Genomic DNA, 20,281 nt, shown 5'->3' with positions numbered 1-20,281 from the left:
GGCCCGTCGGAATTCCCCTGTCGCCCACCCCAGGAGACCCGCGTGAGCACCTATACCGCGCTGACCGACGCCGTCGGGGGCAGCCTCGCCCTCTCAGCCCTCGTCGGCACCCTGCCCCTGATCACCTTCTTCGTCATGCTGCTGGCGGTGAAGGCGCGGGCCTTCGTCGCCGGCCTCACCTCCCTGGCCGTGGCGCTCGTCGTGGCCATCTTCGCCTTCGGCATGCCGTGGGAGCTGGCATTCCTCTCCGCCAGCCAGGGCGCCGTGTTCGGTCTGTTCCCCATCGTCTGGATCGTGGTCATGGCGCTGTGGTTCTACCAGGTCACGGTGCTCAGCGGCCGCTTCGAGGACATGCGCACCATCTTCGACACCATCGGCGGCGGCGACCTGCGCATCCAGGCGATCCTCATCGCCTTCTGCTTCGGCGGCCTGCTCGAGGCGCTGGCCGGCTTCGGCGCACCGGTGGCCATCACCGCCACCATGATTCTGGCCCTGGGGCTCAAGCCGCTGAAGACCGCCACCGTGGTGCTCATCGCCAACACGGCCCCGGTGGCCTTCGGCGCCATCGCCATCCCGATCACCACCGCCGGCGCGCTCACCGACCTGGACCCCGCCCACATCGGCGCCATCGTCGGCCACCAGGCCCCCTTCTTCGCCCTGATGGTGCCGTTCATCCTGCTGCTGATCATCGACGGCGTGCGTGGTTTGAAGGAGGCATGGCCCGCCGCCCTGGCCATCGGCGCCTCCTTCGCCGTCGCTCAGTGGTGGTCCGCCACGTTCTTCTCCTATGAGCTCACCGACGTCGTCGCCTCCCTGGTCGGCCTGGGCGCGGCCGTCGTCCTGCTGCGGTTCTGGCGGCCGAAGGGCGCCGACGACCTGCGCAACCGCCTCGGCGTCGACAAGCCGCCGGCCCCCGAGGCCCTGACGCCCGTCCGGGTCTGGATGGCCGTGCTGCCCTATATCCTCGTGGTCGCCGTCTTCGGCGTGGCCAAGCTGTGGCGGATCGGTGCGGACATCCCCGCCGCGCTGGCCGCCACCGACATCGCGATCCCCTGGCCGGGTCTCGACGGCCGCCTGCTCGGTGAGGACGGCGAGCCGATCTCCGGCACGGTCTACAACTTCCAGTGGCTGTCCAGCCCCGGCACCCTGCTACTGCTCACCGGCATCCTCGTGGCGGTCATCTACTCGGTGTTCAACGGTAATGGCCGCTTCCCGCTGACCATCGGCAACGCCCTGGCCGAGATCGGGCGCTCATTCTACAAGATGCGGTTCTCCGCCCTGACCATCGTGAGCGTGCTGGCCCTGGCCTACGTCATGAACTTCTCCGGGCAGACCATCGCCATCGGTACCTGGGTCGCCGGCCTCGGCGCGATCTTCGCCTTCCTCTCCCCCGTCCTCGGCTGGCTGGGTACCGCGGTGACCGGTTCCGACACCTCCGCCAACGCGCTGTTCTCCAACCTGCAGAAGACCGCCGCCCTGGAGACCGGGCTGGACCCCTACCTGATGACCGCCGCCAATACCTCCGGCGGCGTGGTGGGCAAGATGATCTCCCCGCAGTCCCTGGCGATCGCCGCCACCGCCGTGAGCATGGAGGGCAGGGAGTCCGCTATCTTCCGCTCCGTTGTCGGTTGGTCCGTCGGTCTGCTCCTGCTGTTGTGCACCCTGGTGTTCCTGCAGTCCAACGTGCTGTCCGGGATGCTGCCGAGCCTGTGATGACCGCGCGCTGTCCGGCTCCTCGCCGTCCGGGCGGTGCCGCAGGGCTCCCTACACTGGACGGGACCGGCCCGAGCCCCAGGAGAGACCCATGACCCCCGCCCCCCGCACGTACACGATCGTCCTCGACTGGCTCGAGGAACAACTGCGGACCGGGGAGATCTCCGTGGGAGACAAACTGCCCAGCGAAAGGTTACTGGCAGAAAAGTTTGAGATTTCCCGGGCCTCCGTCCGCGAGGCGATCCGCATTCTTGACGCCATGGGACTGGTCCGCTCCTCCACCGGTTCCGGCCCCGCGGCCGGCGCGGTGGTGATCTCCGACCCCTCCGCCGCCCTGGCCTGGGCCCTGCGGATGCACGTGGCCACGAAGTCCCTGCCCGTGCGCGACCTGGTGCAGACCCGCCTGCTGCTGGAGACGCAGTCGGCCCTGGAGGCGGCTGGGGCACCGGACTCGCCGGAACGTGCAGAGATTCTGAAGAGGGCCGAGGAGCTGGTGTCGGCGATGGACGATCCGGACCTGCCGGCCGATGACTTCCACGCCCACGACGCCCAGTTCCACATCCTGCTGACCTCACTGGCCAGCAACGTGGTGGTGGAGACAATCATGAGCTCACTGCGCCAGGCCACCATCAGCTACGTGCAGGAGACGGTGGCCGGGCTGGACGACTGGTCGGAGGTGAGCCGGATTTTGCAGGACCAGCACCGCGGGATTCTGGATGCTGTGCGCGAGCGTCGGGGTGGGGACGCTGCCGAGGCGCTGCGGGAGCACATCGTGTGGTTTTTTGGGCTCAGTGATCAGAGTTAGATGCTGTCGCCGAGTACCGCTGGTCCACGGCCTGCTTATCCACGCGGCAGGAGACGGCGGGTGCGGCACAGTTAACGACATCGCTTCCGGCTCTTCACCTTCCCGGCGCTGAGTACTGTGTCATTTGCGGAAGTTCCCGGATGATCGACGGCACCGCCCGCTCCGGAATCGTCATTTCGCGGCGGGGAGCCGGGCCGGACCATGAAAGGCGGAGGAAATGGACCTGCGGCAACTGCGCTATTTCCTGGCGGTGGTGGACCACGGCGGCGTCCGCCGGGCGGCCGATGCACTGTTCGTAGCGCAGCCTTCCATTTCGCAGGTCATCCGCGGATTGGAGAAGGACCTGGGCACACCCCTGTTCCACCGCCTGGGACGTCGACTGGTGCTCACGCCGACCGGGGAGGCGCTCATCCCACCGGCCCGGGAGGTGCTCCAACGGGTGGAACTTGCCCGCTCAGTAGTGGACGCCGTCGGCGGGCTCAAGGGCGGACAATTGGTGATCAGTTCCACCTCCTCTCAGGCGGCCAGCCCACTGGCGCCGCTGATCGGCCGTTTCCTGCAGCAATACCCGGGGATCCACGTCACCGTCCGGGCGGCGACCCACCGCAGTGATGTCGTGTCGGCCCTACGGGTCGGCGACGCAGAGCTGGGCCTGATCGCCCGGCCGACGAATGAAGCAGAACCGGCGGAATTGGCCGTCCATCCGGTGGAGATCCAGCACTACCTCTGTGTGGCCCGCGACGCTGCCGACCTCCCCGTCGGATCCGGTCCTCTGCGCCCGGAAGAGCTGGCGGGGGCGCGCCTGATCGTCGGGCAGCCGGGGACCGGCATGCGTCGAGCGGCCGATATCGTCCTCTCCGTCGCCGAGGGCAGCTGCGCGATGGTGGAGATCGAACACCGCGAATCGCTACTTCCCCTGGTGCTGTCCGGGGCAGGTGTGGCTGTGGTGGCCGAGGCGTTCCGGGAGCAGGCGGAAGCCTGCGGTCTGGCGGTGCGGGCCTTGGACATCCCGGAGGTTCTGGCCGTGGAGCTGCTGCACCGGCCAGGCACCCTGAGCCCAGCCGCCCAAGCCTTCCTGGACGTGGCCAACGCCGACTCCGCGGGGTGAATGCGCCGAAGCCGATACCTCAGACCTATCAGGATGCCCGCTTTTTGGTCTTGGACATATCAGCCCTCGCGCAGTGTGATGGGAGTCATGACATATCGCTACCGCATCGCCCTGATCCCCGGAGACGGCATCGGCACTGAGGTCCTGCCGCCCGCCTGCGCCGTCCTCGATGCCATCGGCCGCCGCCACGGCATCGAGTTCTCCTACGACGAGTTCGACTGGTCCTGCCAGCGCTACGCGGCCGAAGGCGCCATGATGCCCGCCGACGGGCTCGACCGGATCCGCCACCACGACGCGATCCTCCTCGGTGCCGTCGGATGGCACGGGGTGCCCGACCACGTCTCCCTGTGGGGTCTGCTCATCCCCATCCGCCGGGAGTTCCGCCAGTACATCAACCTGCGCCCGATCAAAGTCCTCGACGGAGTGCCCAGCCCTCTGCGCCCTGAGGTGATCGGCGAGGGAGTGGATATGGTCATCGTGCGCGAGAACAATGAGGGCGAGTACTCGGAGATCGGCGGGCGCGTCCACCGCGGCGCCGCCGAGGAGATCGCCGTCCAGGAATCCGTGTTCACCCGCACCGGCGTCACGCGCGTGCTGGACTACGCCTTCAACCTCGCGGCCGCGCGCAGCGGGAAGCTGGTGTCGGCGACCAAGTCCAACGGCATCATCCACACCATGACCTTCTGGGACGAGATGGTCGCCGAACGGGCCGGCCAGCACGCGGGCGTGGAATGGCGGCAGGAGCACATCGACGCCCTGGCTGCCAAGATGGTGATGAATCCAGCCAGCTTCGACGTCATCGTCGGCTCCAATCTCTTTGGTGACATCCTCAGTGACCTGGCTGCCGGTGTCGCCGGCAGCATCGGCGTCGCCCCATCGGCGAACCTCAACCCCGAGCGGGAGTTCCCCTCAATGTTCGAGCCGGTCCATGGCTCCGCCCCCGACATCGCCGGGCAGGGTGTGGCCAATCCCCTGGGTGCCATCTGGTCCACCTCCATGATGCTGGACCACCTCGGGCACCCCGAGGCCGGCGCCGAGGTGCTCGACGCGGCATTCGGCGCTTTGACCAAGACCCGCACCCGCGATCTCGGGGGCACAGCAGGCACGGAAGAGTTCACCCATGCGGTCCTCGCCCGACTCGATGCCCGCGTCGGTATCGCCTGACCCCGCACACCTCCTTTTTGAGCTGAGTAAACCCACACCCAACCCCTGCCACCCACTTCAGAGCCCGGCGACTTTCTGTCCCGGGCTCTTGTGCTGATCAGGTACATCACCGGCCCCGCGGGGGTGGAGGTGAGCCACCCCCAGAGAATGGAAAGCCATGCTGGAAAAGAGATCCAGGACATATTCCGGCAATCCATTGACTCACATTGTGAGCTATTGCTAGCGTCGTGAGTCACAAGCACAGTGACTCGTACCACATGATCAGAAAGATTGTGCAGTACGTCCTAGCGGAAGGCGAGCCTCTCATGGCCGACTGGCAAATACTCTCGATCACCGCGGCGGTGATCCTGGCAATCGTTCTAATGATCGTGAAACTCCGCATCAACCCAGTCGTCTCGCTGGTGATCGGAGCCATAACCCTAGGCCTGGCCACTGGAATGGGGCCAGCGGAAACCACCGAGACAGCCATGAAGGGCTTCGGCGACATCATGTTCGAGGTCGGTCTGCTGATCGCCTGGGGTGTGCTGATGGGCTCCATTCTCAATGAGACCGGGGCAATCCGGAGACTGGTCGACGGCCTTCTGCGGGTCTTCGGTCCGAAAGGAGTCCCCTACGCCCTGGGGCTGACCATCGGCACGCTGCTGCAGTCGATCTTCCTGGACGTGCTCCTGGTCATGAGTGCGCCCCTTGCCCGACGCATGGCCCCGCACCTGGGCAAATACGGCACCGCGAAGATGGCCACCGCCCTGGCCATCAGCCTCGAGTGTGGCATCGTGCTGATGGTGCCGGGTGTCGCCACCGTGGCCCTGGCCGGCCTGCTCGGTGTGCCGCTAGGCAAGATGTTGATCTTCGGGACGATCGTCATCATCCCCACCATCGTGATCTCCATCGCGATCATGAACTTCCTGCTCACCCACGGCCTGTGGAAGGTCGACCAGGACCAGCAGGCTCCGACGGACGGGGATGAGTCCCAGACCCCGGAGGCCGATGACAACGGCGGCACAGGCGGCACCGGTGGACAGCAGCCGGGCACCGATGGTGTCGGCGGCTCCGGTGGCTCCGGCGGAGGAGCACCGGTCGTCGGCGGTCCGGACAACGAGCTCATCGACGGCCACGGCAGCCGCGTAGCCCTGCTGCCCCACCAGGTGCAGCAGCGCACCGTGCGTGAGTCCACGGAGCCGAACCTCGTCCTGCTGTTCACACCGATGCTGCTCGCCCTGGTGCTGATCGCCACCGGAGCCATCCTGGAGATGGCCGGCATGCTCCACCCGGTGGTGGAACTGCTGGCATCCCCGGTGGTCGCCCTGCTGATCGGCCTGCTGGGCACCAGCATGGTCGCCCGGCACACGATCGGCCACGATCGCGTGGAAAAGGCCGTGGTCGACGGCTTCCGGGAGTCGGGACAGATTCTCATTCTCACCGGTGCCGGCGGCTCCCTGGCCGCCGTCGTCGCGGCCAGCGGCATGGGCGACATCCTGGGCAACTACTTCACCGCCAACTCCTTCGCCCCTCTCATCACGGTGTGGGCCATCGCCGCGGTGCTGCACATCGCCGTCGGCTCGGTGTCGATCTCCGCGATCACCGCCGCGGGTCTGCTGGCACCGGTCGCCTCCCAGATCGGACTGGACCCCGTGCTGATCGCCCTGGCCGCCGGCGCCGGCTCCCTCTTCCTGGTCCACGTCACCTCCAACACCTTCTGGCTGCTGCAGTCGATGCTCGGACAGACCACCAAGGGCACGCTGAAATCCTGCTCCTTCGGCGTCTCCGTGGCCTCGGTGGTGGCACTGGGCTGCACGTTGGTGCTCGGCATCTTCATCTGACTCTGTTCCCGGCCGGGCGGGAACCGGACCGGGAACTACCCCCCGATCTCCCACACATCATCAACAAGAGGACAAGCTCATCATGACTGACAACACCCCCCAGCCCCTGGCCGGTGTCCGGGTTCTGGAACTGGGCAACTACATCGCCGCCCCCACCGCCGGTCGTCTGCTGGCCGACTTCGGCGCCGAGGTGATCAAGATCGAACGTCCCGGCACCGGCGACGAGCTGCGCAACTGGCGCCTGTACAAGGGCACCACATCGATGCTCTTCCGCACCATCAACCGCAACAAGAAGTCCGTTGTCCTGGATCTGCGCTCCCAGGCAGGCCGGGAGGCCGTCAAATCGCTCGTCGCCGAATGCGACGTGCTGCTGGAGAACTTCCGCCCCGGCACCCTGGAGAAGTGGGGTCTGGGCCCGGAGGTGCTCAACGAGATCAATCCCGATCTGGTGATCAGCCGAATCTCCGCCTTCGGTCAGACAGGTCCCCTGTCCCACCGCCCCGGCTTCGCGGCCGTCGCCGAGGCCTACAGCGGCTTCCGCAACCTGGTCGGCGACCCGGACCGGGCGCCTGTACGGGTGGGTGTGTCCATCGGGGACTCCATCGCCGGCCTCTACGCCGCTTTCGGCGCGGTGATGAGCCTCTATCAGCGGGAGGCGCTCAAGCCCACCGGCCAGGGCCCCGTCCCGCTTCCGGAGCGGATGATCGACGTCGCTCTGCACGAGGCGATGTTCTCCATGATGGAATCACTCATCCCCGACTACCAGGCCTACGACGTCACCCGTGAACGCGTGGGCGGACGGATGCAGGGTATCGCCCCGACCAACGCCTATATCTGCGCGGATGGCGCCAGCATCGTCGTCGCTGGCAACGGCGACTCCATCTACCAACGCTACATGGAGACCATCGGCCGACCCGACCTCGCCACCGACCCAGGCCTGCAGACCAACGCCGCCCGCTGGGAGCGCCGTGAGGAACTCGACGCCGCCATCAGCGCCTGGGCTGCTCTCCGGACCTCCGCCGAGGCCCTCGAGATCCTGGGCGAGGCCGGCGTTCCGGCCGGTCCGATCTACACTGCCGCCGACATCAGCGAGGACCCGCAGTACAACGCCCGGAACATGATCCAGAAATTCGACGTCTCCACCGGCGAGGAGGAACTGGCCGATGTCGGCTTCCCGGGCATCGTGCCCGTGATCGGGGAACAGTCCCTGCCCATCCACCACCTCGGCCCAGACCTGGGCGAACACAACCACGAAATCCTCTCCGGGCTGCTCCAGCTCAGTGAGGAAGAGATCGCCGAAGCCACCGCCAAGGAGAGCGTGCACGCATGAGCAACCACACCTTCGAGCCCCGCGCCGAGCTTCGCGACGTCACCCTCCGGGACGGACTGCAGCTGACCGGCAAGGTTCTGTCCACCGAGAAGAAGGTCGAGATCGTCCGGGAGCTGCTGCGGCTGGGCGTCCCGGGCATCGAGCTGGGGTCCATGGCCCGCCCCGACCTGGTCCCGCCGATGGCCAACACCCTGGAGGTGGTCGCCGCGCTGACTCCGGAGGAGCTCGAGAAGTGCTGGATCTGGGTGGCCACCCCGCGCCACATCACCCGGGCCGCGGAGGCCGGGGCCCGGAACTTCCAGTACTGCCTGTCAGTGACCGATGCCCACAACCAGGCCAATATCGGGCGCACCACCGACGCCAGCCTGGACGCACTCCCTGAGGCCGTACAGATCACAGAGAGCGTCGCTGGCCGAATTCAACTGTGCCTGGCCACCTCCTTCACCTGTCCCTTCGAAGGAGCCGTGGACCCCGAGCGGGTGCTCGCCATCGCCAATGACGCCCGCGCGGCGGGCACCGAGGACATCGTCATCTGCGACACCCTCGGCCAGGCCGTCCCCACCCAGGTCACTGAACTGATCTCCCGTGTCCGACAGGAGACACCGGAACGACGCATCGTCTTCCACGGCCACGACACCTGGGGGCTGGGCGTGGCCAACACCCTGGCCGCCATCTCCGCCGGCGCAGACGTGGTCGACGGCGCCCTGGGCGGACTCGGCGGTTGCCCCTTCGCCCCCGGCGCGAGCGGCAACACCTCCAGCGAGGATCTTCTCTTCGCCACCCAGCCTGAGTGGCTCAGCCCGGAGAAGTTCGGGCACCTGGTGCAGCTCTCGGAGGATCTTCTGGTTGAACTGGGCGAGCCCAACCGCTCCAAGGCAGCCCAAGGTGCCCGTTCCAAGGCCGAGGCCTTCGAGTGGGTCACCACCTCCCCGGCCTACGTGAAAGTGAGCTGACCATGGACGCGCGATTCCTCGTCACCACCCCCATCCCCGGCCCCGGTCTCCCCCTGCTCGAGGAAAAGGGCTCCGTCACCGTCCTTCCGGAGCCGCCGAGCTATTCCCGGCTGCGGGAGCTGTGCTCCTCCGGGGACTACGACGTCGTGCTCACCCAGCTGCGTGACACCGTCGACGCCGATCTGTTGGCCGAGGCCCAGGTGAAGGGCGTGTCCAACTTCGCCGTCGGGTACAACAACATCGACGTCAAGGCTGCCACCTCTCACGGCATCCTGGTGGGTAACACTCCTGGGGTCCTGACTGACGCCACCGCCGACGTCGCGATGGCGCTGATCCTCGGTACCAGCCGCCGTGTCATTGAGGCTGACCGCATGGTCCGCGAAGGACGGTTCCGCGGCTGGGAGCCGGAACTGCTGCTCGGTCGCGATATCTCGGGGTCGGTGCTGGGTCTGGCCGGCTTCGGACGGATCGCCCGGGCCGTCGCCCGGCGGGCCCTGGGTTTCGGCATGGAGGTGCTGTTCTCCCCGCGCCCGCCCGGCGATCGGCCGGTGGGCCGCGAGGAGCTCGGGGAATTCGCCGACAGGGTGCAGCAGGTCCCCTGGGATGAGCTGGTTACCCGGAGCGACTTCCTCTCCCTGCACGTGCCACTGACCGAGCAGACCCATCATCTGGTGGATGCCGACGTGTTCAAGCTCATGAAGCCTGGCGCGATCCTCATCAACACCGCCCGAGGTCCCGTGGTGGACGAGAAGGCACTGGTTGCTGCGTTGCGTGATGGCGAGATCGCGGCAGCGGGGCTGGACGTGTACGAGGATGAACCCCGCCTCGCTGAGGGCCTGACGGAGTTGCCGAACACAATGCTGCTGCCCCATGTCGGTTCCGCCACTGTCCCGGTCCGGGCCGAGATGTCCCGCCTGAGCGCCCTGAATGCCGTGGCGATGGTGACCAGTCAGGAGCCCCCGCACCTGGTCAACCCGGAGGTGCTGAAGTGAGGATTCTGATCACCCCGGACAGCTTCAAGGGCACCTATTCCTCACCTGAGGTGGCGGCCGCCGTCGGCACCGGGGTTGCCGCGGCCGGTGCCACCCCGGTGCCCCTGCCCGTGGCCGACGGCGGTGAAGGAACATTCACCGCACTCTGCCAGACCCTCCGCGCGCAGATCGTGGAAGTCCCCTCCCGGAACCCGTGGGGAGTTCCCCTGACCGCTGGCATCGGGATGACCCCGGACGGCACGGCCATCGTCGAGCTCGCCCAGGCCAGCGGGATCACCGTGCCCCACGACGGCCCCCGGGATCCCGTGGCCGCCAGCACCTACGGCACCGGAATGCTCATCAGCGCCGCGGTGCATTACGGTGCCCGGAAAATCCTGGTCGCCGCCGGCGGCTCCGCCACCACGGACGGCGGCGCCGGGGCCGTGCAAGCGATCGAGGACGGCGGAGGACTGGGTGATGCGAGCATCGTCGTGCTCTCCGACGTCACCACCACCTTCACGGATGCGGCAAAGATCTTCGGGCCCCAGAAGGGTGCGGATCCCGCCATGGTCGAGCTGCTAACCGCACGACTGCAGGAACAGGCCCGCGAGTTCCCCCAGGATCCCACCGGGGTGGCGCGCACCGGCGCGGCCGGCGGTTTCTCCGGTGGCCTGTGGGCCCACTACGGAGCCGAACTCGTCTCGGGTGCGGACTACATCCTGGACGCTATCGCTTTCGATACCCGCCTACGGGAGGCCGACGCCGTCGTCGTCGGCGAGGGGCGCCTCGACTCCCAGACCGGGGAGGGCAAGATCATCGAGGCCATCCTGCGCCGGGTCCGGCGGGATGAACGCGAGTTGCCGGTCATCGCCATCGTCGGATCCGTCTCCGAGGACCTGGGTGCCTACGCGGAAAATTTCGCGCAGATCATCGTCGCCACTGACGACGCAGCCATGGCCCGTGCCGGTCGGACTCTGGTAGGCACCCTGCAGAGTTGGGCGGCATCCTCGCCGACAGCCGGCGGGGTCACCATCTAGGAATCCGCCTCGTCGGGGAAACGTCCCCCGATCAGGCGTGTCATCCGCTCGGCCGTGGACAGCAGATCCTCGACCCATCCTGCGCAGACCTCGTACGGCATGCGCAGGGTGGGTCCACTGATCGTCACGGCCCCCACCAGAGTGCCGGTGGAATCGAAGACGGGCGCGGACATGCCCGCGCCGGCGTCGTCACGCTGCCCAATAGTGATGGAGAAACCATTTCGTCGGGTGCCATGCACTTCAGATTCCAGCTCCTCAGAACTGGTGATGGTGAACTCGGTCAGTGGTGGCAGAGGCGCACTTAGGACCTGCTTCAGCAGCTCGGGATTCCAGGCGAGGAGGACCTGGCCGGCCGATCCGGCGTGCAACGGCAGAATGGCCCCCACGTGCATCGCACGGCGCAGGGCGTGACGGGTCTCCGCCATCGCCACACACACGCGGTATTCCCGCTCCGACTGGAAGAAGCACACCGTCTCGCCGGTGTGATCCCGCAGAGCCTTCAACAACGGCGCGAACAAATCCAGCATCGCCACTCCGCGTGTGGCAGGCGCCGCCCAATAGGCCATCTTCATGCCTATCCGGAAAGAGTCGTCCTCCCGATCCAGGAAGCCCTGAGCCACCAGGTTCGTCACCAGACGCTGCACCGTAGAAGTCGGCATCCCCGTCGCCTCCCGGATTTCCCCCAACGTCAACGTGGGACGCGTCAGGGTGAAAGCATCCAGGATGGCGCTGATCTTCCCCAGAACCAGCAGTGGCTTCTGGGGAGCCGGGGACTTTTTCTCGTTGGATGCCATAAGGAAACGTTAGCTCACCGGTGCCATTGCCGATAAAGCTCCGACTTAGCGTCTCGGTGCTGGGGTTCCCCTCGGCATCACCTACCTGCACACCGGAGAAGGCTGGCTGTACCTGTGCGCCGTGCGCGAGGGTTGCTCACGACGGGCGGTGGGCTGGGCGATGGATTCCACCCAGGTCACGGACCTGGCGGAACGGGCCCTACGGATGGCCCACACCCTGCGCGGTGAGGCCCCGGACGGGCTGGTGTTCCACGCTGACCGGGAAACCCAGTTCACCAGTGGTCAGCTCTACCAGGTGTGCCAGGAGCTGGGGATCGATCAGCCGATGGGGCGTACCAGAGTGTGCTTCGACAACGCGATGGCCGAATCCTTCTGGTCGACGTTGAAGGCCGAGTTCTACGACCGCCGGAAATGGAAGACCCGCAACGCGGCCCGCCAAGCCGTCGCCCGGTGGATCGAGACCTTCTACAACCGCCGGCGCCGGCACTCCCCGATCGGCAACCAACCCCCAGTCGACTTCGAGAACGCCTACCACCAGGCAGCAACCGCTGCCGACGAGAATGCAGCTTAACTAACTGTCCACGATTTGCGGGCAACCCCAGCCGGGAAGGACTCTGGTGCTTGTAGCCAACCTCCGCCAAATCCCGACCCTTCAACCGCGAAACTCCTCGGACCCCGCTACCCCTCCCTCAGATCACCCCAGCTCTCACGCGGCCCGTAGAGCTTCTCGAGGAGCTCCAGGCCCCTCTGGGCCCACTGGATCTCCATCTCCGCCTGGGCCACGCGTCCTTCGTAGGCGAAGCGCTTGAAAGCGATGGTCGCGGCCCGCTTTTCCTCCGGGGTCCCCTGCAGGCGGCGGACCAGGTTCGGGCTGGTACCGGCGTCGATCCGGTTGATCTCATCCTGCGCCTGTGCGCGTTGATTCTCGAAGTGGGAGAGGTGTTCGCTCAGGTTGTTCTCCGCCGCCTGAGGCGTGGACATCTCGAAGTAGGCCGCCTTCAACCGGGCAGGATCGCGGTCCGGCGTGTAGGCCATCGGTTCGTCCTGCCACTGCCGCAGCGCCTCCAGGCCGGCCTCGTTGATGGAGTACTCCGTCTTGGTGACGCCCTTCGAACCCCAGGGGACCTCGCGGGAGTCCAGGAGCCCTTCGCTCTCCAGCTTCCGCAACTCAGGATAGATCTGGGAATTTGCCGCGTGCCAGAGGAACCCCACGGACGAGGCGAACCTCTTCGCCACGTCGTACCCGGTCATCGGGCCAGAAGACAACAGGGCCAGCAGCGCATTCCTAAGAGTCACGCACTCTTTCTACCCTGCCTGACCAGCAATCCCAAGCCGTTTGAAATTGCCGGAGCGTGCGCGCCCCCCGAAGGACACCGCCCCAAGGGGGAGGAAATCGGGGGCATTTCGCCTTACCCCTTGCCTTGAGACACATAGCGGTTTAGATTGTGACTCACCACACTAACTATCTAACAGTTTAGATAGTTCCCTAGATAGACGACGAGTGGAGCCTCATGACTATCGCCACATCCCCCTCAACCACCACCGCCAAGATTCTGCCGCACCCCCTCAATGCCTGGTACGTCGCGGCGTGGGACCACGAAGTCACCTCCAAGGGCATCACCTCCCGCACCATCGCGAATAAGCCGCTGGCGCTCTACCGCACCCAGGACGGCCGCGCCGTGGCCCTCGCAGACGCCTGCTGGCACCGCCTCGCCCCGCTGTCCAAGGGCAAGCTGACCGGGCGGGACGGCATCCAGTGCCCCTACCACGGCCTGGTGTACAACTCGGCCGGCCGGTGCATGTCCATGCCCGCCCAGGAGACGCTGAACCCCTCAGCCGCCGTGCCGTCGTACCCGGTCGTCGAGCAGCACCGCTACATCTGGGTCTGGCTGGGCGATCCCACCCTCGCCGACCCGACGCTGGTGCCGGACATGCACCAGATGGACCACCCGGACTGGACCGGTGACGGCAAGACCATCGCCGCCGCCTGCAACTATCAGCTGGTGCTCGACAACCTGATGGACCTGACCCACGAGGAGTTCGTCCACGCCTCGACCATCGGACAGGATGAGCTCAGCGAGTCCGACTTCGAGGTCACTCACACCGAGGATTCCGTCACCGTCTCGCGCTGGATGCACGACATCGATGCCCCGCCGTTCTGGCAGAAGAACATGAATGACAAGTTCCCCGGCTTCGAGGGCAAGGTCGACCGCTGGCAGATCATCCACTACTACTACCCCTCCACGATCTGCATCGACGTCGGCGTGGCCAAGGCCGGCACCGGCGCTCCCGAAGGAGACCGCAGCCAGGGCGTCAACGGCTACGTCATGAACACCATCACCCCGGAGTCCGACCGCTCCTCCCACTACTTCTGGTCCTTCCAGCGCAACTACCGGCTGGACAGCCAGCTGATCACCACTCAGCTGCGCGAGGGAGTCCACGGTGTCTTCGGTGAGGACGAGGACATGCTCACCGCCCAGCAGGATGCCATTGACGCCAACCCGGACCACGAGTTCTACAGCCTCAACATCGACGCCGGCGGCATGTGGGTCCGCCGCATCCTGGAAAAGGCGCTCGCCGCGGAGGGGCGCCTCGACATCCCCACCACCTTCGCCCCGAAGAAGGAGGCGTAGCTCATGGCCACCTCAAATTCCATCGTCTGGCAGGACGCCGAAGTCATCGCCAGCACGGAGATCGCCGACCGGATCCGGCGCATCACCCTGCGTCCGAGTACGCCACAGCGGGTCCGTCCGGGCGAGCACCTCAAAGTCGTGGTCGACATCGACGGCGTCGAGGCGACCCGCTCCTACTCCATCGTCGACGCCACGGAGGACGGCAGCGAGCTGTCCCTGAGCGTGTTCCATACCCCGCACTCCCGGGGCGGGTCCACCTACATGCATTCCCTGGGCGTCGGTACGCGGCTGCGCATCGCCGGTCCCCTGCAGGACTTTCCGCTGCGGGTGGGCGCCCCGGATTACGTCCTGGTGGCCGGCGGCATCGGCATCACCGCGATCCGCGGCATGGCGTCCCTGCTCCGCCGGCTCGGTGCCAACTATGTCATCCACTACGCGGCCCGGTCACCGGAAGCCATGGCCTACCGGGAGGAACTGGCAGCCGAGCACGGCGAGCGGCTGCACATCTACTTCGATTCCGAGGGCACGCTGCTCGACATCCCGGGGATCATCGCCGGGGCCACCCCGGACACCGAGCTCTACATGTGCGGGCCCATCCGCCTGATGGACGCCATCCGCCGGGCCTGGCACGCCAGCGATCTGGACCCGACCAACCTGCGATTCGAGACCTTCGGCAACAGCGGCTGGTTCCAGCCGGAACAGTTCTCCGTCACCATCCCACGCCTGGGGGTCTCCACGGAGATCGGCCAGAACGAATCCATCCTCGAGGCCCTGGAAAAGGTCGGCGTGGAGATGATGTCGGACTGCCGACGCGGTGAATGCGGGTTGTGCCAGGTCAAGGTCCTGGAGGCCGAGGGGCAGATCGACCACCGCGACGTCTTCTTCTCTGATAAGCAGAAGACGGCCTCCACCAAGCTCTGCGCCTGTGTGTCCCGGGTTGCTTCTGGGGTTGCTTCCCCGGAATCGGTCCCGCCCGGCCGCAGCGTCCAACTCACCATTGACGTGCCCTGAAAGGCAGCCCCATGGACATCAGAAAAGCCATCGACACCACTCCCATGAGTGGTTTCCAGTGGTACATTGTCGCGCTGGCGACCTTCCTCAATGCGCTGGACGGCTATGACGTCCTCGCCCTGGCCTTCACCGCCAATTCCGTGTCCGAGGAATTCGGGCTCAACGGCAGCCAACTCGGACTACTGCTCAGTTCCGGCCTGGTCGGCATGGCCTTGGGTTCCCTGATACTCGGCCCCTTCGCCGACCGGCTCGGCCGCCGCCGCATCCTCATCGTTGCGCTGATCATCAACCTCACCGGACTCGCCCTGTCCGCCACCGCGGGTTCCGCCATCGAACTCAGCATCTGGCGGGTGGTCACCGGCATCGGCATCGGCGGCATCCTAGCCACGGTCACCGTCATCACCAGCGAGTACTCGAACAACAAGAACCGTGGCATGGCGGTGAGCATCTACACCGCCGGATACGGCCTCGGCGCCACGCTCGGTGGTCTGCTCGCCGCCCAGCTGATCCCGGCCTTCGGCTGGCGCTCGGTCTTCGCAGCCGGTGCCGCGGCCACCCTGGCGGCTCTCGTGCTGGTCATCCTCAGCATCCCGGAATCGGTGGACTACCTCCGGGTGAAGCGCCCCGCTGACGCGGAGGCGAAGGCCCAGCAGATCGCCCGCCGGATCGGAAAGCTCGGCACCACCGGACTCGGTGCGCCGGAGGCCGGTTCCGAGGCCGGCCAGGTCAAGCTCTCGAGCCTGCTGTCGGGCCCGTTCAAGATGACCACCTACAAGCTCTGGGCAGCCTTCTTCTTCATCATGTTCGGCTTCTACTTCGCCAACTCCTGGACACCCAAGCTGCTGGTGGAAACGGGTATGTCCGAGAATCAGGGCATCATCGGCGGCCTGGCGCTCACCCTCGGCGGCACCTTCGGTTCCCTGCTGTACGGGCTGGTGACCACCAGGTTCAATGCCCGCCACACGCTCATGGTGTTCACCGTGCTCTCCGCCGTCACCCTGGTGGTGTTCATCACCACCACCTCCATCCCGACGCTGGCCTTCTTCAGCGGCGTGCTGGTCGGCATGCTCATCAACGGCTGCGTGGCCGGCCTGTACACCGTCACCCCGGCCTCCTACCCGTCCGCCCTGCGAACCACGGGCGTCGGCTGGGGCATCGGGGTGGGCCGCTTCGGAGCGATCTTCGCCCCCATCACCGTCGGCGCCCTGCTCGACGCCGGCTGGACCCCGGTCTACCTCTACGCGGGTGTGGCTGTCGTCGTTGTCTTCGCCGCCGTGGCGCTGATCGGCATCCGCCCCTACCTCGGAACGGAGAACTCCGCGTCCACCACCCGAGGAGCAGATGCGGCCGAGGAGGACACCGTACCGGCGCCGCTCTCCTGATACTGCACCGTTCCCGCTCACCAGCACCCCAACAGCTGACATCACGGAAGGGCACCGTCCCTTCCGTGATGTCAGCTTTTCTCTGTCCCCCACCCCCATCCGCACTGGTGATCATCGCCCAGCGGGGCCGGCAATTTCCGGAAACCGCCTGGATGGCCGGAGTGAACCACATAGACTGACACATCGGGTCACGACCATCACACCGAAAGAGCCACCACCATGCGTTATGAGTCCGCGGTCGATTTCGCCGCCATTGAAGCGATCGACATGCACGTGCACTACGAGACCGACACCTGCGGGCACCATGCCATGCCCCAGGAGTACATCGACGCCTCCGCGGCCTATTTCAAGGGCGGCGAGCGGATTCCGTCGGCCGACGCGATCGCCGAGCTCTACCGCGGCCTGAACATGGCGGCGGTGATGTTCACCGTGGATGCCCGCACTCAGCTCGGCCACCTGCCGAATTCAATCGATGACCTCGTCGCGGCCGCCCACAAGAACAACGACGTGTTGATCCCCTTCGGCAGTGTGGACCCGCGCACCGGTGAGGACGCCATCGTCGAGGCCGTGCGCCAGGTGGAGGAACTGGGCGTGTGGGGTATGAAGTTCCATCCTTCCCTGCAGGGCTTCGACCCTTCTGATCCGCAGTACCTGCCGTTGTGGCGCAAGGTCGCCGAGCTCGGCGTCCCGGCACTTTTCCATACCGGCCAGAACGGCATCGGCGCGGGAATGCCCGGCGGCGGCGGCATCAAGCTGCGCTACTCCAACCCCCTGCTGCTCGACGATATCGCTGCGGAAGTTCCGGACCTGAAGATCATCATGGCCCACCCTTCCGTACCGTGGCAGGACGAGGCCAATTCAATCGCGATCCACAAGCCGAATGTCTACATCGATCTCTCCGGTTGGCGTCCAAAGTACTTCCCGGAGTCACTGGTGCGGTTCGCCTCCAACATGCTGGCAGACAAGCTGCTGTTCGCCACCGATTATCCGCTGCTGACTCCGGAGAAGTGGCTGACCGATTTCGAGGAGCTTCCGGTCAAGGACGAGGTACGGCCGCGGATCTTCAAGGACAATGCACTCAAGGCCCTCGGTGTGAAGTAGGGAATGGAAGGGGCGGCCGACCATGGCGTCGCGGGATGAGGTGCCATCGGGGGAGCCACCGGCGCCCGTCGAATCAGTTGACCGTGCCCTCAGGCTGCTGATCTACCTGCGGGACCACGACTCGATCTCAGTGAAGGAGGCCGCCGAGCACCTCGGCATCGCGGCATCGACGGCGCACCGCCTACTGTCCACACTCACGCGACGTGATTTCACGGTCCAGGACTTCTCGCGGCGCTACCGGATGGGGGCGGTGCTATCGAGCACCGCCCCAGACTGGGTGACGGAGCCTGCACTTCGCGACGTCGCCCTCCAGCCACTGACGGAACTGCAGGCAAGGGTGAAGGATACCGTGCAGGTCATGATGCTGCACGGGGGCAACATTCGCTTCATCGAAGGAGTCGAACCGGATGCCATTCTGCGAGTGATCAGGCGGGTCGATGATGAGATGCCCGCCTTTGTCTCTGCCGGGGGAAAGGCGATTCTCGGGCAGTTGTCCAACCAGGAGGTGGAGGAGATCTACCGCAGGGGTTTGGCAGAGTGGCCCACCCGCCGGGTACACACCATGAAGATGCTGAAGCGGATGCTGACGCAGGTTCGACGGGTCGGCTACGGCCTGAGCATGGAAGAGACCGAGCAGGGGGTGGTCGGCGTGGGGGTCGCCGTTATCGGGCCCGATGCCCGGCCGGTGGCCGCTCTGACCGTCGCGATCCCGAGCGTGCGTTTCCAACGGGAGCGGATACCTGAGTATGTGGCGGCCCTTCGGGATGCTGCCCAGCAAGTCCAGGATGAGCTGTTCGGAGACTTCACCGTCGCACGTTCCTGATTACGGAATCCGCGCCCGAGAACCATTATTCCGGCAGGTCAACTCCGCAAATAGAGGCGGAAAACCACGAACAATACACACCTGAACAGGTGTAGTGGGCGGTCGCCAATTCCTTCATGAGGAACTTGGAGCCAATGTACTGACAGTGTGACCTGGACCTCAATATGCTTCCGGTCACACCAGATACCTAGGGCGGCAGCAGTCACACATCGCCCGTAACGGAAGGGTTCCAATGACACTCACGGCGCAACACTCCATCCGAGGACCGGAGCAGGTCCTCGCTGAAGTCCGGCAGGGTCGGATGTCGAAGTTTCAGATCACCGCGGTTTCCATTGCCCTGATGCTCGTGATCCTGGATGGCTTCGAGGTCGGCATCATGGCGTTTGCCGCACCGCAGATCCAGGAGCAGATGGGCATCAGCCCGGACGTTCTGGGCTATGTCCTGAGCGCGAGCCTCTTCGGTATGGCCATCGGCTCGATCTTCCTGACCCCGTTGGCGGATCGCTTCGGCCGTCGCCCCCTCACCCTGGCGATGCTGGTGTTGATTGTCGCCGGCATGGTGCTGACCATCACGGCACCGACCGCCGGAATGCTGATCCTGTGGCGGGTGGTGACCGGCCTCGGTATCGGCGGCATGATGGCCAATCTCAACGCGCTGGTGGCGGAGTACTCCTCGGATGCACGTCGCACCACCGCCATCGCCATCTACGCGGCGGGGTACCCAATCGGTGCCACAATCGCCGGTGCCATCGCCGGTCCGCTCATCCCCGCGTTCGGGTGGCACGCCATGTTCATCGCCGGCACCATCCTGGCTGCCATCGCGTTGCTGACCAGTTGGGCCCTGCTGCCGGAGTCACTCGACTACCTGTTGGGACGGCGCCCCGCCAACGCCCTCAATCGGGTCAACCAGATCCTCGGCAAGATGCACCTGGCGCCTCTGAGCGAACTGCCGGACCGGGACCCCACTGAAGAGAACCCCGCGGAGAACAAGGGAACCATCCGCGAGGTGCTCACTCCGCCGACGCTGCGTCTGACGATCGCCCTGTGGGTCGGTTACGGCCTGCTCGTGGCCTCCTACTACTTCGCCAACACCTGGATCCCGACGATCCTGACCAACGTCAGTGGGGACCCGCAGCTGGGCATCACCATGGGCATCGGCGCCAACCTCGGTGGCGTGCTGGGTTGCTTCATCTTCGCCGCATTGGCCATCCGCTTCAGCGGTCGCCACCTGCTGTTCCTGACGCTGTTCGCCGCCGCCGGCTCCTACCTGCTCTTCGGCCTGATCTTCGACATCGTGCCGGTCGCCATCGCCGTCGGATTCCTCCTCGGTGTGCTGACGACCGGAGCGATCGCCGGGTTCTACGCCGTGGCCCCCACCGTCTACTCCGCCCGCTCCCGGGCAACCGGAATCGGCTGGATGATCGGCTTGGGCCGCCTGGTCTCAGTCGTCGCACCGATCATCGTCGGTTACATCCTGGCCGGCGGAATGGCGCCGGAGCGGGTCTTCATCGCCTTCGCCGTGCCCCTCGTCATTGCCGGTGTGGCCGCGCTGTCCCTGTTGATGGGCCGGCGGAACGCCGCCATGGCCGACTAAGTCGGGTTTGGACCCCACATTCTGACCACTTAATCCGCTTCC

At 66.1% G+C, this 20,281-nt stretch carries 17 protein-coding genes and 1 pseudogene; 16 read left to right on the top strand and 2 right to left on the bottom strand.

The annotated features are described in order from the left end of the window. Window positions 1-42: 42 nt before the first annotated feature. The 9 genes from A605_RS00775 (at window position 43) to A605_RS00735 (ending at window position 10,901) form a co-directional block, all read left to right on the top strand. Window positions 43-1,713: an L-lactate permease gene (locus A605_RS00775; protein ID WP_015399597.1), complete on the top strand. Its 1,671-nt coding sequence runs from the start codon at window positions 43-45 to the stop codon at window positions 1,711-1,713. 91 nt (window positions 1,714-1,804) lie between these two features. Beyond that, entirely contained in the window at window positions 1,805-2,518 is a 714-nt protein-coding gene (locus tag A605_RS00770) for a FadR/GntR family transcriptional regulator (RefSeq protein WP_015399596.1), read from the top strand. Window positions 2,519-2,735: 217 nt separating this feature from the next. Beyond that, entirely contained in the window at window positions 2,736-3,626 is an 891-nt protein-coding gene (locus tag A605_RS00765; RefSeq protein WP_015399595.1) for a LysR family transcriptional regulator, read from the top strand. An 87-nt stretch (window positions 3,627-3,713) separates the two neighbouring features. Continuing rightward, a complete protein-coding gene (locus A605_RS00760) occupies window positions 3,714-4,790 on the top strand; it encodes a tartrate dehydrogenase (RefSeq protein WP_015399594.1) in 1,077 nt (358 codons plus the stop codon). A 305-nt stretch (window positions 4,791-5,095) separates the two neighbouring features. Then, window positions 5,096-6,610 (top strand): GntP family permease, encoded by a 1,515-nt coding sequence (locus A605_RS00755; RefSeq protein ID WP_027004181.1) that lies wholly within the window; start codon window positions 5,096-5,098, stop codon window positions 6,608-6,610. A gap of 82 nt (window positions 6,611-6,692) precedes the next feature. Continuing rightward, window positions 6,693-7,940: a CaiB/BaiF CoA transferase family protein gene (locus tag A605_RS00750; protein ID WP_015399591.1), complete on the top strand. Its 1,248-nt coding sequence runs from the start codon at window positions 6,693-6,695 to the stop codon at window positions 7,938-7,940. Beyond that, on the top strand, window positions 7,937-8,893 hold the full coding sequence (locus A605_RS00745; protein WP_015399590.1) for a beta/alpha barrel domain-containing protein: 957 nt from the start codon (window positions 7,937-7,939) through the stop codon (window positions 8,891-8,893). Before A605_RS00750 ends, A605_RS00745 begins: the two co-directional genes overlap by 4 nt. Window positions 8,894-8,895: 2 nt before the next feature. Beyond that, on the top strand, window positions 8,896-9,885 hold the full coding sequence (locus A605_RS00740) for a 2-hydroxyacid dehydrogenase (RefSeq protein ID WP_015399589.1): 990 nt from the start codon (window positions 8,896-8,898) through the stop codon (window positions 9,883-9,885). Beyond that, window positions 9,882-10,901, top strand: a complete 1,020-nt coding sequence (locus tag A605_RS00735) for a glycerate kinase (RefSeq protein ID WP_015399588.1) — start codon at window positions 9,882-9,884, stop codon at window positions 10,899-10,901. The genes A605_RS00740 and A605_RS00735 overlap by 4 nt, the downstream gene beginning before the upstream one ends. Here the strand turns inward: A605_RS00735 and A605_RS00730 are convergent. After that, on the bottom strand, window positions 10,898-11,695 hold the full coding sequence (locus A605_RS00730) for an IclR family transcriptional regulator (RefSeq protein WP_015399587.1): 798 nt from the start codon (window positions 11,693-11,695) through the stop codon (window positions 10,898-10,900). The genes A605_RS00735 and A605_RS00730 overlap by 4 nt on opposite strands. A gap of 76 nt (window positions 11,696-11,771) precedes the next feature. On the opposite strand from A605_RS00730, the pseudogene A605_RS00725 reads away from it, so the two are divergent. Next, window positions 11,772-12,218 (top strand): annotated as a pseudogene (locus A605_RS00725) (IS3 family transposase); the annotation flags it as partial. Window positions 12,219-12,373: 155 nt separating this feature from the next. Here the strand turns inward: A605_RS00725 and A605_RS00720 are convergent. Continuing rightward, window positions 12,374-12,991 carry a PadR family transcriptional regulator gene (locus A605_RS00720; protein WP_027004180.1) on the bottom strand — a complete coding sequence of 206 codons (618 nt, stop codon included), beginning with the start codon at window positions 12,989-12,991 and terminating at the stop codon, window positions 12,374-12,376. Between the two features lie 215 nt (window positions 12,992-13,206). Between A605_RS00720 and A605_RS00715 the strand changes: the two genes are divergently transcribed. The 6 genes from A605_RS00715 (at window position 13,207) to A605_RS00690 (ending at window position 20,239) form a co-directional block, all read left to right on the top strand. Then, a complete protein-coding gene (locus A605_RS00715; RefSeq protein WP_015399584.1) occupies window positions 13,207-14,328 on the top strand; it encodes an aromatic ring-hydroxylating dioxygenase subunit alpha in 1,122 nt (373 codons plus the stop codon). A 3-nt stretch (window positions 14,329-14,331) separates the two neighbouring features. Beyond that, window positions 14,332-15,339 (top strand): PDR/VanB family oxidoreductase, encoded by a 1,008-nt coding sequence (locus A605_RS00710; protein ID WP_015399583.1) that lies wholly within the window; start codon window positions 14,332-14,334, stop codon window positions 15,337-15,339. A gap of 11 nt (window positions 15,340-15,350) precedes the next feature. Beyond that, on the top strand, window positions 15,351-16,721 hold the full coding sequence (locus A605_RS00705) for an MFS transporter (protein WP_015399582.1): 1,371 nt from the start codon (window positions 15,351-15,353) through the stop codon (window positions 16,719-16,721). A 219-nt stretch (window positions 16,722-16,940) separates the two neighbouring features. Then, window positions 16,941-17,822 (top strand): 4-hydroxyphenyl-beta-ketoacyl-CoA hydrolase, encoded by an 882-nt coding sequence (locus A605_RS00700; protein ID WP_015399581.1) that lies wholly within the window; start codon window positions 16,941-16,943, stop codon window positions 17,820-17,822. Between the two features lie 22 nt (window positions 17,823-17,844). Further along, window positions 17,845-18,645: an IclR family transcriptional regulator gene (locus tag A605_RS00695; RefSeq protein WP_015399580.1), complete on the top strand. Its 801-nt coding sequence runs from the start codon at window positions 17,845-17,847 to the stop codon at window positions 18,643-18,645. Between the two features lie 301 nt (window positions 18,646-18,946). Beyond that, window positions 18,947-20,239 (top strand): MFS transporter, encoded by a 1,293-nt coding sequence (locus A605_RS00690; protein WP_015399579.1) that lies wholly within the window; start codon window positions 18,947-18,949, stop codon window positions 20,237-20,239. Window positions 20,240-20,281 lie beyond the last annotated feature (42 nt).

The organism is Corynebacterium halotolerans YIM 70093 = DSM 44683 (assembly GCF_000341345.1).
Taxonomy (GTDB): Bacteria; Actinomycetota; Actinomycetes; order Mycobacteriales; family Mycobacteriaceae; genus Corynebacterium; species Corynebacterium halotolerans.
The sequence above is the reverse complement of the archived record's forward strand: the minus strand, read 5'-3'. Positions and strand labels throughout refer to the sequence as shown.